The organism is Flavobacterium shii (genome assembly GCF_025847235.1).
In the GTDB taxonomy this organism is placed as follows: domain Bacteria; phylum Bacteroidota; class Bacteroidia; order Flavobacteriales; family Flavobacteriaceae; genus Flavobacterium; species Flavobacterium shii.
Map to the genome: position 1 here is coordinate 102,848 of NZ_JAOZEW010000011.1, position 13,826 is coordinate 116,673.

Sequence of the window (13,826 nt, forward strand, 5' to 3'; positions counted from 1 at the left end):
GAAAAGAAACCTTTTTGTTAGGAATGTTTAATCATTACAATGCGAATACATTTATCCCAGCACATCCAATTTTAAAAAATAGGCTAACTTTCTTTTTAAATAATAAAGAAAGAATTCTTAAAGTTTTTAAGGATACACTTTTACAATATTCGTTAGATACTAATTTTAAATATGAAATAAGAGAAGGTCAATTTTTAGAATTGTATAAATTAGAGAATGAAAACCCTTTCGAAAAATATTTTGTAAAAAAAAGACATTCTAATGATTTTTATTCTGATGAGAAGGATGATAAAGAATACGTGCTTTATTTTCTTTAATTTAAATAAAAAAGCATTTAAAGAGAAAAATTTAAAAATATCATTTTTATTAGGTGCATTTATCAATAATGGTATTGTAATCTCTGATGATGAGTGTGTGTTTGAAAGTGGCAATACTGAATACATAGATTTCATCATTTATTTGTTAAAAATAATAAATGTTAAAATATTAAAAATTGAAAAGCCAAATAAAAGTACCTTGGGAGGTATGAAGTCTGTATTTTTTAAACCCTCTGGTAAATTGAAGAGTATGTTAGAAAATAACAGAAGTTTATGGGGAAATTAAGAAGTTTACTCGCTGTTCCCCCAGTTCTTCAAAATGATCTTATTAAAGAATAAATTTGTTGTGTGTGCTGTGCATAGTCTCCCGACTTTGCACCCGTAACGATAAGACGTAAACCAAATCATTTAAAACAATAAAACCTCACAGATTTGCGAGATTTTATTGTTTATATACTACTTTTCTAAGAGTTCTTTTTTAATAATAAATTTATCGAATGTGTTATGTAGAGACTCTCGATTTTGCAGCCGCAATGATGAATGATAAATACAATAATCGATTAAAATAAGCGAGCCACTCAGTAATGAGTGGTTTTTTTGTTTTCCTATTCTACTATATGTTTCTATATAATAATGGTAGCACACTATGAAGAGTCGTTCTGTTTTACTGTGTAAATTATTTCTTGGTACTGCCATGTTTTTGCAGGTATTTATGTTTTAAAACCATCCAGTATCCTGTTAATAAAAAGTAAAATATTTAGTATTTTTCTTAATTAATACATTTTTTTATTCTTCTTTTTTAATACTTTTAAGAGAATTAATTTATTAAAAAAAATATTAAAAATGAAAAAAATTACCCAATTATTATCTTTCGGAATATTTATTTTCGGAGCAATTACTACAAATGCACAAATAAGCACTTCGACAGGTGGTGCAGGAAATGTTTTGCCAAACTCACCAACTTCCAATACTAATGTAGGAATTGGAACAACTAATCCAACAGCTACATTAGAAGTGAATGGAGAGGTCAAAGCAAAAAGAGGAGTGTTCACTAATAGTTTACCTGATGGACAAACTTTTATTGATTCAAATGATAGAAATGTGAAGTGTAATACTTTTACGGCTGGTAGTTTTGTTAGTGCTACAAGTAGAATGATGAATTTTCTTGATTTTCCAGTCTCTAATATTAATAATAAATCGATGTTTTGGTTTTCTATTGATGACAGATCTGATAATCAAAGATTCAGAGTTTATGGCCAAACAGGGGGCTACGGAGGTTTTGAGATAAATGATGCTAAGCAGAGAAACGCATTTAAAGTTGCAGAAGAGAATACTTCTGATGGATGCAATTTTAGTCATGTTTCGCTTCCGCAAGCAAATACTAAATTAATTATTGGTTCAAGTTATGAAAGTTTGACATCAGATGAAAATATAAAATATAAGTTGATAGTAAAAAGTGGTAAATGTGGAGCAACATTTTTAGATGGTTCTGGTAGTGCTTTTATAGAAGGTAATATAATATCTATGGCTAATGTTGGAATCGGAACTACAAACTTTACCGATGGAGCTGATACTTACAAGCTGTCTGTAAAAGGAAAAATAAGAGCGGAAGAAATAAAAGTTTATAGTACTTGGGCAGATTATGTTTTTAACAAAGAATATAAGTTGCTAAACTTAAAAGAGGTTGAAAATTATATTGCTATAAATGGTCATTTGCCGAATGTACCTTCGGCAAAAGAGGTTACAGAAAAAGGTTTAGAGCTAGGGGAAATGGTAAAAATACAGCAAGAAAAAATCGAAGAGCTAACTTTGTATTTAATTAAACAAAATCAGGACATTGAAGAATTAAAAGTTCAAGTAAAAGCTCTATTAGAAAAAAAACTATAGTCATAGTTTAATCATTTAAATAATTAAATTATGAAAAAAGTATATTTTTATGTTATGCTATCTTTTTTAGCAATAAATACTATTGTTGCACAAGAGATTAATAATCATTGGCAATTAGGCACATCAGATTTGAATTTCGGAACTAATCCTCCCGCTGTAACGACAGTCGCAAATTCGGGACAATACGGTAATGCGTCGATTAGTGATGATTCTGGAAATTTATTGTTTTATACAGATGGACTTAAAATTTGGAATAAAAACCATCAGGTAATGATTATGCCATTAAGCTTTGATAATAGTATAGGTGTGCTGCAAGGATTTATTCAACCACAGCCGGTAGTTATAGTTCCTCATCCGGGTAATAAAAACCAGTTTTTTGTTTTTACAACTTGTAATGAAGTAATGATAGGAGCATCTACTTATCCGGGGTATTCTTATCGTTATTATATTGTTGATTTTGGTGATGTCCAATACCCATTGGGGAAAATTATTAATCCATCAAGCGCTCCAACAGGATATCAAAATATTTTAACTGATGGGGGAAATTATATACAATTCGATTATATATTCAGACCTATAATTTGTGTAAAAAACAGTACTAATGATGGCTATTTTCTTATTGGCCAACGTGCTTTTAGCGGAGGACAAACGGAGTTTTTTAGTTATAAAATAACAGCTAATGGTTTCAATCCAGTTCCAGTAAAGAGCATAATAACAAATGATATTTCGTACACTAATTCGCAAACAGAAGGAACATTTCAAAAATATTCATCAGCAGTGATTAAATTTTCTCCTGATAATTTAAAAATGGGAGAATTGGTTATTAATAAAACTTCTATTTCAGGATCAAATACAACCTATTCAAGTAGTAAGTTCTTTACTCTTAATTTTAATAATACAACAGGAGTTTTTAGTAATTTCATATTAGTAGAAGATAATTCAACAGCTATTGGGGCTAGTGTTGATTTTGATTTTTCTTCGGATTCCCAAAAAGTATATTTTGTGCATGGAAATATTTATGTTAAGGATTTAATGAATAGTGCAATACCAGCAAGAAATCTTTCCGATATTACGAATTCGGCTTCAATTCCTAATAATTTTGATCATATCCAAAGAGATAAAAATAATAATATCCTTGTAAGTTCATCCTCATCTTATTTGAATAGAAATAGTTATATCCATAAAATAGATAATCAGGATTCATTTTCAGGATCTTCTTTGATTTTAAACCACATTTCATTGAATGGCTATGCCATTCCGTCTGGGAATTATACGTTACCACAATTAATTCCTGCTTTGACACCACCTTGTTTAAATAATTCAGTCATTACATCCAATGTCGTATCAGGTACGGATAGAAAACAAGCTTCGAATAACATTACGGCTTTGAATAAAATAAGTAATGGAGCGAACGCATTTTATCATGCAGGAAATTCTATTGTTTTAACTAGTGGGTTTAATGCTGTTTCAGGCTCTAATGTTAAAGTTTATATTGAAGGATGTTCTAATAATTTTGGTAAAATGGTTTCTAACTCTGAAAAAGAAGAAATTACTCTAGAAAAGAGTGAAATTGACGGTGCAAGGCTATATCCAAACCCAAATAACGGAAATTTCGTAATTAATTTAGGGAAGGAAAATAAAAAAGAAATCAACATTGCTATTTATAATATTTTAGGAAAACTTGTTTATACTAGAGTTAGTAAAGATTCTGTTGTTGAGGTTAATTTACCAGATCTGTCCTCAGGTTTATATATTATAAAATTAGTTGGCGATAACTATAATGAAACAATAAAGTTTTTAAAACAATAAAAAATTAATAAAAAAGCAAGTCTTCCTAGCTTTAAAAAAAGAGTTCTTGAGAGGGCAATATCTGAGATGTAGTTTCTGATATGAATTCAAAAAAAACAGAAAAGAGGCTGTTTTACAAGTTGTGAGATAGTCTCTTTTTTTATTTATCTATAGAGATATTTAAAGGTTTAACTATATTAATAGGCCTTATTTTTTCGGATAAATAGATTTCATTGTTTAAGGTTGACACTAATATTTTGGAAATTTTTAAATAAATGAAAACCAATATCGTTTGGATTTTAATGTAGTTAAGTTTTTCTTAAATTCATTTCGGTTTCTTTAATTTTATTTAATACTTTTGAGAGTAATAATCTATTAAAAACCACAATAAATGAAGCTATCCTTTACTCTTTTATTTTCAGGAATATTTATATTAAACAGTAATATTACTAATGCACAAATAAGTACCTCGACAGGTGGTGCCGGAAGTATTTTTCCGAACTCTCCAACTTCTAATACTAATGTAGGGATTGGAACAACTAATCCAACGGCTAAGTTGGAAGTTGTGGGAAGTTTAAAAGCAGAAATAGGAGATTTCTCTAAAGTTTTGCCGGATGGAGCAAACTATACTGATTGGATGGATAGAAATAAATCTAGTAGGGTTTTAAATCTAGGGACTTTAAGAGATCCATTAGACAATGGTAGATTATTATGTTTTTACGATTTTCCACAATCAAATGTATTAAATTTAACTAAATCTGCTTTTTCTTTTCAGATTGATGATAGAAGTAATCATACTAGATTTAGAATGACAGCTGAAACTGGAGGATATACTCAAATGGTAGTGTTAAATAAAAGACAAGAGGAATTAATGAAAATTTACGAAGATGGTAATGATAATGTTTTTGCACATTTTCCTAAACCTAACTCAAGAGTTGTAATTGGTGGATTTGGAGATTATCTACCTGAACATAAGCTTGTAGTTAGAGAGAGTTCTAAAATCGAAGGAAATATCTTAACTGATTCTAATATTGGTATTGGAACTTCTAACTTTACCGATGGAGCAGATATCTATAGACTTTCGGTAAAAGGAAAAATAAGAGCAGAGGAAGTAAAGGTTTATAGTACTTGGGCAGATTATGTTTTTAATGAAGATTATAAATTACCTAATTTAAAAGAAGTTGAAAAATATATTGCAGTAAATGGTCATTTGCCAAATGTACCTTCAGCTAAAGATATTACAGAAAAAGGTTTAGAACTTGGAGAAATGGTAAAAATACAGCAGGAAAAGATAGAAGAATTAACGCTGTATTTAATTCAGCAAAATAAAGAGAATGAACAACTGAATAAAGATATTCAGGAACTAAAAGCACAGATGAAAATTTTATTTGATAAAAAATGTCAAAATTAAAATTAATTATTAAGAGATATATACCTGAAAAGATATGGATTTCACTTATAAAGATTTATAATTTTACTAATTTAAGGGCTCTCTATAATTTGTATTTAATTAAAGAAGCACCTAAAAAACATCAAAAAGCACTTGAAATTGTTAGAAAAAAAGAAAAAATAAGAGTCGCTTTCTTTTTGACGCATGAATCAGTATGGAAATATGATATGATTTTTAATTTAATGTTGGAGCATCCAAGATTCGAACCAGAAATATTTGTTTGTCCAATTGTTAATTATGGTGTGGAAAATATGCTTTTTGAAATGGATAAATCGTTTAAATCATTTAAAAATAAAGGATATGATGTTGTTAAGACTTATGATAATGAAACAGGAGAATATTTAGATATAAAAAAGAGCTTTTCACCTGATATAGTATTTTACACTAGTCCTTATAAAGGGGTACAAGATTACAGATACTATATAAATCAATTTTCAAACACCTTAACATGCTATGTACCTTATAGTATCCCAACTGTTAATTATGAGTTCACCTATAATTTAGATTTTCACAATCTAGTTTGGAAAATTTTTTCGGAAACAGAGATCCATCAAAAAATGGCATCCAAAGAGCAAAGAAATAAAGGGATTAATAGAATTGTAACAGGTTATCCAGTATTTGATCCACTTTTAATTAATAAAAAGCCAAAGGAGGTTTGGAAAAATAAAAATCCAATTTTAAAAAAAGTTATATGGACGCCCCATCATTTAATGAACGAATTAAGCAAAGTGTCTAATTTTTTAGAGTATTATGATTTCTTTTTAGAATTAGCCATTAATTATAAGGATAAATTGCAAATTGCATTCAATCCGCATCCTTTACTAAGGGTTAAATTAGAAAACGACCCAAATTGGGGCAAAGAAAAAACCGATTGTTACTTCAATAAATGGATAAATCTTGAAAATGGTCAGTTTGGAGATGGTTATTACATCGATTTATTTTTAACCTCAGATGCACTTATTCATGACAGTGGTTCTTTTATGGCAGAATACCTTATTACAGGTAAACCATCGCTTTTCATGATTAGAGATGAATCGGTTATGGACTATTGGAATGCTTTTGGAGAAAAAGCAATCGGAGCACATTATCAATCTAGAAACAAAGAGCAAGTTATAGATTTCATTGAAAATGTTGTGCTGGATGAAAATGATTGTATGAAAGAGCAGCGTAATAATTTTGTGCAAAATAATCTGATTACAGAAAACAAACAGACTGCCTCCCAAAATATTTTGGAGTATTTAGAGAATCAAATCTTTAAATGATTTTGATTATTTTTTAAGTTTAAGATTTTATTTATAATTAGTAAAGAGTATAATGATTTTGATTGAACAAATTAAATACAAATAAATTAAACATTTAATAAATGGACAAGATCTCTTTAAAAGCAATAGCTACTAAAGGAATTATTTGGTCTGCCGTAGATAAATTTGCCGTTCAAATAGGGCAATTCCTAGTAAGTATAGTGCTTGCACGGATTCTGTTACCAGAGGATTTTGGATTAATTGGTATGTTGGCCATTTTTATCGCCCTGTCGCAGACTTTTATAGAAAGTGGTTTAGGAGTAGGCTTAATTCAACGACAAGACAGAACTAATATTGATTTTTCGACTGTATTTGTATTTAATTTACTAGTATGTAGCTTTTTTTATATACTATTATTTTTCTCTGCACCGTATATATCAACTTTTTTTAATCAGCCACAATTAATAGATTTGGTGCGGATTTTAGGTTTAAGCTTATTTTTAAATGCCTTCGCAATAGTTCAACGAACTAAATTAACAATTGCGATTGATTTTAAATCCATAGCAAAAAGTAATGTAGTGGGCATGATCACCGGTGGGTTAGGTGGTGTAATAGCTGCTATAAATGGATATGGAGTATGGTCGTTAGTTGTCCAAATGCTTATTGGGTCTTTTTTTTCGTCTATGTCTTTATGGTTTTTAAGTAATTGGACTCCTTCGATTGCTTTTTCCAAAAAATCTTTTAAATCATTATTTGGTTATAGTTCAAAAATTTTAATAGCTGGTTTATATGCTCAGCTATTAAATAACGTATATAATATTTGTTTAGGTAAGTTTTATCCAACAGCTTCATTGGGTTATTATACAAGAGCTAAGAGTTTTGCAGACCTATCAGCTGGAACAATTGTTAGTATTATACAGCAAGCCACATTTCCTGTGCTTGCTGCAGTACAAAACGATAAAGAAAAATTAGTTTCTATATACAGTCGTATGATTCGTATGTCGGCTTTTTTGATTATTCCACTTATGACTCTAATTGCTTTATTGGCAAAACCAATTGTTATATTGCTACTTACTGAAAAATGGATTTCTCTGATTCCGCTTTTGCAATGGATGGTTTTTGCACGGATTTTTCTTCCAATGAGTGCAATAAATATGAATTTGTTAAATGCAGTTGGTCGTTCAGATTTATTTTTAAAAGTTGATTTATCCAAATTACCTCTAACTATCTTGGCAATCATAATAACAATTCCGCTAGGAGTAAAAGCGATTATAATTGGTCATGTTGTTACATCAGCAATATCATTTATCATAAATGCATATCTGCCAGGGAAGTTTTATGGCTATGGAGCTTTGAATCAATTGAAGGATATGTTGTCATTCTTTTTAGCAGCATTAGGAATGGCAATTTCAGTATTTGTTATATTTTGTTTTATTGATAATTTAATACTTCAGTTATTTTTAGGGTTTGTAACAGGGCTGATAACATATTTGGTTATTTGTTGGATGCTAAAATTAGAGGAACTAAAAGAAGTTTGGGAGTTGTTTTTGAAGTTAAAAAAAGATATTATTGTAAAGAATTGAGGTCATAGAAATAAATAATATTTTTTTGTCTCTAAGAAGTATTATTTATAAAATAGAATTAATTATTTTTCCAAGTTTTCAAATACTCATCTGCAATTTTGATGAAATTATGCTCCTTTTCTATAAATGTCCTTGCTCTTTTTCCAATCGCAATGATTTCTTGAGGATTTTCAATTAAAAAAGATAATTCATTAACTAAATAATCTACATCGGGGATGGCATTTACACAAACCCTCTGGGTTAAGTTATAATATTCCATAAATTCGGTTTCGGCTCCTGTGAAAACCACTTTTCCTTTTGCCATGGCTTCTAGAGCATTATATCCTTGGTCGTAAGTGAATGCTTGATCCAATAAAATATGTGATTTATTATATAAATTTATATATTCCGCATAAGGAATATTTTGGGTTCTAATTATCTCTACCTTATCTTGATATTTAGTTGCAATTTGTGTTAGGGCTTTTTCAAAATAATCAATCCCTTTTTGATAATAAGAGTATTGGTTTATTCCTAAAAAAATTATTATTTTATTTTTAAAAATTTGTTCTTGGAAAGTTAATTTCTCACAATTTATTGGATAGGGAATTAGTTTTTTAAATTTAGGGCTAGATTTGTTAGCATCTATATAATCCAAATCGGTGACAATTAACCCAGTACAATTTTTGAAAACAAAATCATGTATCTTTTTGTAATTTGGACTTAAATATTCGTGGATGTATTCATAATATTTATGGAGTTTTGGATTCTGTAAATAAGGTTGTAATAAAGATTTTTTATCTTTATTTGATAAATCATAGTTTAAGGTTAGGTAATCTACTCCACAAGATAAAATAAATACCTTTTTATTGTTATCGAAAATCTTTTTTATCAAGTAAAGTTCAAAATTGTTGGTTGTTTTTATTGGTTGTTCATTGATAAACTGAACAACATCATAATCTTTAAATTTACTTAATAAGAAATAAAATCTCAATCCATGTTCTAAATTAGCTATATCAAATTTTGATAATTTATAAATAGCTTGTCTAATGTAATTAACAAATTTTAATCGGCAAATTGTATAATCAATCGAATAATCTGTTGGATAATTTCTGAAGCCATTACTGTAAGAAACAATTTTCGGATTATGTCCAAGCTCAATCAATCCTTCTTTTAATGAATTATGTAAACGACTGTATTCGCCAACGAGTAAAATTTTCATATTTTTAAAAGAGTTGTAAGTTTAGTGTGATTGGATTCTTTAAAAGAAGTTTTTGTTTAGGATTTATATTGTAATTTCGTTGTAAATTTAGGGATTCAATAATAATATGCAAGCTAGAAAACACAAAATTGCTTTAGTAGGCTATCGCTTAAATAAAGGTGGGTTAGAAAAAGTAATGTCTTCTTTATCCGTTTATTTTGGTCAAAAGGGTATTGATATTCATAATATTGTTTTTGTTGACGATATTGGCTATCCTTATTCAGGAACTTTGGTAAACATCGGAAGGATGAAGCTTGGTAAAAATAAAGTTTTCGAGAAGCTAAAACTGTTTTTGTTTTTTAAAAAATATATAAAAGAGAATCAATTTGATTACATTATAGATTTCAGGTATCGTATAAAACCTTTTCAGGAATATATTTTGTCTAAGTTTGTTTATAACTCAAAAACAATTTATACGGTTCATAATTCATGGTTACAAACCTATTTGCCTAATTCTAAGTTTTTAACGAGACAAATTTGCAAGGGGAAGCATAGTGTCGTTTGTGTTTCAAATGGAATTAAGATGTTGGTGGAGGAAAAATTTCAACTTCAGAATAGTGTTTTGATTTATAATCCCATTGATTTGGATAAAATGAAAACCATTGCTAATGATCAAATCGATATTAAGATGCCCTATATAATAGCTGCAGGAAGGTTTGATTCTAATAATGTAAAACAATTTGACAGGCTAATTATAGCTTATTCTAACTCTATTTTACCTCAAAATGACATTTCGCTTGTGTTACTGGGAGATGGGGAACTCAGTGATGCCTATAAAGAGGTTGCGATTGAAAGTGGGGTTTCCGATAAAATTCATATTTTGGGATTTAAAAGTAACCCTTATAAATATTTTAAAAATGCTTTATTCTTGGTGTTGTGTAGCAAATACGAAGGATTTGGAATGACTTTAATAGAGGCACTTGCGTGTGAAACTCCAGTTATTTCATTTAATTGTGTTTCAGGTCCTAATGAAATTATTATAAATAATGAAAACGGTCTTTTGGTTGAAAATCAAAATTTTGATAAGCTTATCGATGCAATGAATTTATTTGTTGAAGACACTGTTTTGTATAATCAATGTAAAAATAATTCATTAAGGAGTATTGAACGTTTTTCAATCGAAAAAATAGGAAAGCAATGGCAGGATTTAATGGGAATTAATATATATTAGTAAAATGAATGTACAAATTATAGCTATTCCAAAAATTGAGGAGCGAAGAGGTAATATATCTGTAATAGAGAATGATACTATTCCTTTTGAGATTAAAAGAGTTTATTACCTATATGATGTTCCTAGCGGTGCAGAAAGAGGAGGGCATGCACATAAAAACTTGCAGCAATTTTTAGTAGCGCTAAGCGGAAGTTTTGATGTAACATTAAATGATGGAGTCGAAGAACAAGTAATTACATTAAACAAGCCTTATGAAGGTTTATTAATTAATTCCGGGATTTGGAGAGAACTTCAAAATTTTTCTTCTGGGTCTGTTTGCTTGGTAGTTGCTTCAGAAGTTTATATTGAAGATGATTATATTAGAGATTTTGACGAATTTATAAGTTATTCTATTGATAAATAGAAAAATTAATACCAATCCTTTTCAAAGAGTTTTTTAGTTTAAGAAAGAAGCGCAAAGAAAAGGCAGGTAGGTTTAATAAAAAACGGATTTTTAAACTTATATTTTGTTTGTCAACATCTTTTAAGTAAAAGTTCATTTTAGGCGTATAACCAAATATATAATAACGTAAACCATATTCGATTCGGTATAAATCCAAAAAAAATTTAAGAGAAGAGTTTTGTTGTTCTGATATCTTAAACTGTTCAAAATTCATTAAGTTCATAGAGCCTACGCTATTTTTAGCAAGACTATTTGGGATGTCATAATTATAAATAGCTGTAATTGTATTTGTAATTGCTATGCTATGTTTAATTCCGATTTTCGTCCACAGTTCTAAATCCTGACCGTTTGTTATGCTAGGTGTAAATCCTCCAAATTTTTCGATAATTTCTTTTGGAATAGCTAAGCTAGAAGTCCATGTAACTCTAAAAGGAATGTTTGATGAAAAGTAATCTTTTATAATTCCCTTAAAAGAGCTATCTATTTGATTATGATTAGGAATTTGAAAATGTTTTTTGGTTGTTTTAATTTTATAGCGGGAGCAATACATTCCGCAATCTGGAAAATTATGATATAAATTGTTTAATTCTTCCAAATGATTTGGATACCAATAATCATCTGCATCTAAGAAAGCAATTAGTTCGCCTTTGGATTTTTCAATTCCTAAATTTCTGGCAACTGAGACACCTTGATTTTTTTGATTGTATAGAGTTATTCGGGAGTTTTTTAAGCTAAGAACCTTGATTTCGCTATCATCTATTGACCCATCATTGACTACAATAATTTCATAATCAGTAAAGGTCTGTTCGAAAACACTTTTTAAAGTTTTTTCAATGTAATTTGATTTATTGTACAAAGGGATAACAACAGAAATAAATGGCATTTTTATTTTTTTAATGAACAAATATAACTGATTCTGTACAGGTTAAATAAAAATAAAGAAGGGTTTTGAGAACATAATTGTTTAAAGAGTAGTTTATTGAAAATTTTAAAAAATAAACCTCCGGGAATAACTAATTTATACTTTTTTAAAGAATAATAAAACCCTAATATTTTTACAAAGTTGGGATTTATTTTATTTTGTTGATCTAATAAAATAAGATTGTTTATGCTATTTTTTACTTTCGAAATAAAAATTTTACTTTCGTCAATGTCTCCATGCTCGATGGCGTTATCAATATGTTTTACATTGAAATTAGACTTACTAACTTCATAGGCAAATAAGGTATCTTCATGCCCATATTTTGTTAGGCTTGAATCAAATTTTATTTGATTAAAATGTTCTTTTTTAATCAAAGTATTATTGAATAATAATGTCTTATAAATCGCTAAATTTCTCTGAGAAACTGTTTTGTCTTCGATAATTTTCCCGTATTTCCAACGTAATTTTTGTTTGTTAGAACTTACTATTATAGGGTGAATACGACCTCCATGAATTATATCTGAGTTCTTAATATTATCTAAATAATTTTGGATATAACTTTTATTAATTACTATTGAATCACCATCTATATAGAGTAAATTGGAATATTTGGCTTTAGAGGCTAGAAGATTTCTATTGGAACTTAATCCAATATTTTCTGATAATGAGATAAAAAAACAATTTTCTAGTAAGTTTATTTTATTATTAGCTTTATTTAATTTAGAATTTGATCCATCATCCTGGCAAATAATCTCGAATTCAATTTTACATTCCAGGCATTGTTTATGTAGTGCTTCAACCAAAGGAGAAACATTATAATTGTAAACCGGGATAAGAATAGAAAGCATTACACCGTTCTTTGAACAACTTCAAAAATCCTAGCGTCCTCACATTTTAATGTTTTCGAAGGGAATTTCATTAATAATGCATAATCATGCGTTGCCATGATAACAGTTTTTCCAAGTGCGTTGATATTTCTTAAAACCTCAAGAACTTCCGAGCTGGTTTGTGGATCAAGGTTTCCTGTAGGCTCGTCAGCAAGAATAAACTCAGGGTCATTTAGTAAAGCTCTTGCAATTGCAACACGTTGTTGTTCTCCACCAGAAAGCTGGTGAGGCATTTTTTGAGTAAACTCTTTCATGCCAACTTTATCAAGTACTTCATCAATTTTACGCTCCATTCCTTCTTTATCAACCCATCCTGTTGCTTTTAGTACAAACAGCATATTGTCTTTTACAGAACGGTCCGGAAGCAATTTGAAATCTTGAAATACAATTCCGATTTTGCGTCTCAAATATGGAATTTCACTCTCTTTTAAAGTTGCCAAATCAAAGTCAACAATATGACCTTCACCTTCAGTCAATGGTAAATCACCATATAAAGTTTTCATGAAACTACTTTTTCCTGAACCTGTTTTTCCGATGATATAAAGAAACTCACCATGTTTTACTTCTAAATTTACGTGAGATAAAATATTTTTTCCTTCTTGATATATAGCTACATCTTTAAGAGACAGTACGGTTTGTGACATGATAAAATTGATTTGAATGGTAAAAGTAATAAGTTAACGCTTGGATTCAAAATAAAATTGAATCATTTACTGAGAAAACCTTTAAAAGGATAACGGAAAGAGAAATGATCATGGTCATTTAAGTAAATATTAGCAAAAGTCAATTAATGCTTTCTCTTGATTAACTACAATATTTAAATTTGATGTTATTTGAATGTTAAGTAAATAATTGTTTAAGAAAGTTTGAGAACCAATATTTTGAGGTTTAATAAGCTGTT

Annotated in this window: 12 protein-coding genes; 8 read left to right on the forward strand and 4 right to left on the reverse strand. The window is 28.9% G+C overall.

The window, feature by feature from the left end; genetic code table 11:
• Positions 1-261: 261 nt before the first annotated feature.
• The 6 genes from OIU83_RS11700 to OIU83_RS11725 all read left to right on the forward strand — a co-directional run bounded on the left by OIU83_RS11700 (position 262) and on the right by OIU83_RS11725 (position 8,266).
• On the forward strand, positions 262-603 hold the full coding sequence (locus tag OIU83_RS11700) for a hypothetical protein (RefSeq protein WP_264206438.1): 342 nt from the start codon (positions 262-264) through the stop codon (positions 601-603).
• A 557-nt stretch (positions 604-1,160) separates the two neighbouring features.
• Positions 1,161-2,204, forward strand: a complete 1,044-nt coding sequence (locus tag OIU83_RS11705; RefSeq protein ID WP_264206439.1) for a hypothetical protein — start codon at positions 1,161-1,163, stop codon at positions 2,202-2,204.
• 30 nt (positions 2,205-2,234) lie between these two features.
• On the forward strand, positions 2,235-4,013 hold the full coding sequence (locus tag OIU83_RS11710; RefSeq protein WP_264206440.1) for a T9SS type A sorting domain-containing protein: 1,779 nt from the start codon (positions 2,235-2,237) through the stop codon (positions 4,011-4,013).
• Between the two features lie 370 nt (positions 4,014-4,383).
• On the forward strand, positions 4,384-5,403 hold the full coding sequence (locus OIU83_RS11715; RefSeq protein ID WP_264206441.1) for a hypothetical protein: 1,020 nt from the start codon (positions 4,384-4,386) through the stop codon (positions 5,401-5,403).
• Positions 5,391-6,704 (forward strand): CDP-glycerol glycerophosphotransferase family protein, encoded by a 1,314-nt coding sequence (locus tag OIU83_RS11720; protein ID WP_264206442.1) that lies wholly within the window; start codon positions 5,391-5,393, stop codon positions 6,702-6,704. The genes OIU83_RS11715 and OIU83_RS11720 overlap by 13 nt, the downstream gene beginning before the upstream one ends.
• Positions 6,705-6,805: 101 nt before the next feature.
• Complete coding sequence (locus OIU83_RS11725) at positions 6,806-8,266, forward strand: lipopolysaccharide biosynthesis protein (RefSeq protein ID WP_264206443.1); 1,461 nt, start codon at positions 6,806-6,808, stop codon at positions 8,264-8,266.
• A 58-nt stretch (positions 8,267-8,324) separates the two neighbouring features.
• Here OIU83_RS11725 and OIU83_RS11730 read toward each other — a convergent pair whose 3' ends face one another.
• A complete protein-coding gene (locus OIU83_RS11730) occupies positions 8,325-9,464 on the reverse strand; it encodes a glycosyltransferase (protein WP_264206444.1) in 1,140 nt (379 codons plus the stop codon).
• Positions 9,465-9,570: 106 nt separating this feature from the next.
• Between OIU83_RS11730 and OIU83_RS11735 the strand changes: the two genes are divergently transcribed.
• Both OIU83_RS11735 and OIU83_RS11740 read left to right on the forward strand, forming a co-directional pair.
• Entirely contained in the window at positions 9,571-10,674 is a 1,104-nt protein-coding gene (locus OIU83_RS11735) for a glycosyltransferase (RefSeq protein WP_264206445.1), read from the forward strand.
• Between the two features lie 4 nt (positions 10,675-10,678).
• On the forward strand, positions 10,679-11,077 hold the full coding sequence (locus OIU83_RS11740) for a sugar 3,4-ketoisomerase (RefSeq protein WP_264206446.1): 399 nt from the start codon (positions 10,679-10,681) through the stop codon (positions 11,075-11,077).
• Here OIU83_RS11740 and OIU83_RS11745 read toward each other — a convergent pair.
• The 3 genes from OIU83_RS11745 to OIU83_RS11755 are packed head-to-tail and all read right to left on the reverse strand — an operon-like array spanning position 11,064 to position 13,569.
• Positions 11,064-11,999 carry a glycosyltransferase family 2 protein gene (locus OIU83_RS11745; protein WP_264206447.1) on the reverse strand — a complete coding sequence of 312 codons (936 nt, stop codon included), beginning with the start codon at positions 11,997-11,999 and terminating at the stop codon, positions 11,064-11,066. The genes OIU83_RS11740 and OIU83_RS11745 overlap by 14 nt on opposite strands.
• Positions 12,000-12,001: 2 nt before the next feature.
• Positions 12,002-12,886, reverse strand: coding sequence for a glycosyltransferase family 2 protein (locus OIU83_RS11750; RefSeq protein ID WP_264206448.1), 885 nt, complete (start codon positions 12,884-12,886; stop codon positions 12,002-12,004).
• Complete coding sequence (locus OIU83_RS11755) at positions 12,886-13,569, reverse strand: cell division ATP-binding protein FtsE (RefSeq protein WP_264206449.1); 684 nt, start codon at positions 13,567-13,569, stop codon at positions 12,886-12,888. Before OIU83_RS11755 ends, OIU83_RS11750 begins: the two co-directional genes overlap by 1 nt.
• Positions 13,570-13,826: the final 257 nt, after the last annotated feature.

What these genes read in the sequence shown, in the direction of transcription:
- OIU83_RS11705 (WP_264206439.1), top strand. Translation starts at nt 1,161, where the DNA reads ATGAAAAAAATTACCCAATTATTATCTTTCGGAATATTTATTTTCGGA.
- OIU83_RS11740 (WP_264206446.1), top strand. Translation starts at nt 10,679, where the DNA reads ATGAATGTACAAATTATAGCTATTCCAAAAATTGAGGAGCGAAGAGGT.
- OIU83_RS11735 (WP_264206445.1), top strand. Translation starts at nt 9,571, where the DNA reads ATGCAAGCTAGAAAACACAAAATTGCTTTAGTAGGCTATCGCTTAAAT.
- OIU83_RS11725 (WP_264206443.1), top strand. Translation starts at nt 6,806, where the DNA reads ATGGACAAGATCTCTTTAAAAGCAATAGCTACTAAAGGAATTATTTGG.
- OIU83_RS11755 (WP_264206449.1), bottom strand. Translation starts at nt 13,569, where the DNA reads ATGTCACAAACCGTACTGTCTCTTAAAGATGTAGCTATATATCAAGAA.
- OIU83_RS11730 (WP_264206444.1), bottom strand. Translation starts at nt 9,464, where the DNA reads ATGAAAATTTTACTCGTTGGCGAATACAGTCGTTTACATAATTCATTA.
- OIU83_RS11700 (WP_264206438.1), top strand. Translation starts at nt 262, where the DNA reads ATGATTTTTATTCTGATGAGAAGGATGATAAAGAATACGTGCTTTATT.
- OIU83_RS11720 (WP_264206442.1), top strand. Translation starts at nt 5,391, where the DNA reads ATGTCAAAATTAAAATTAATTATTAAGAGATATATACCTGAAAAGATA.
- OIU83_RS11710 (WP_264206440.1), top strand. Translation starts at nt 2,235, where the DNA reads ATGAAAAAAGTATATTTTTATGTTATGCTATCTTTTTTAGCAATAAAT.
- OIU83_RS11745 (WP_264206447.1), bottom strand. Translation starts at nt 11,999, where the DNA reads ATGCCATTTATTTCTGTTGTTATCCCTTTGTACAATAAATCAAATTAC.
- OIU83_RS11715 (WP_264206441.1), top strand. Translation starts at nt 4,384, where the DNA reads ATGAAGCTATCCTTTACTCTTTTATTTTCAGGAATATTTATATTAAAC.
- OIU83_RS11750 (WP_264206448.1), bottom strand. Translation starts at nt 12,886, where the DNA reads ATGCTTTCTATTCTTATCCCGGTTTACAATTATAATGTTTCTCCTTTG.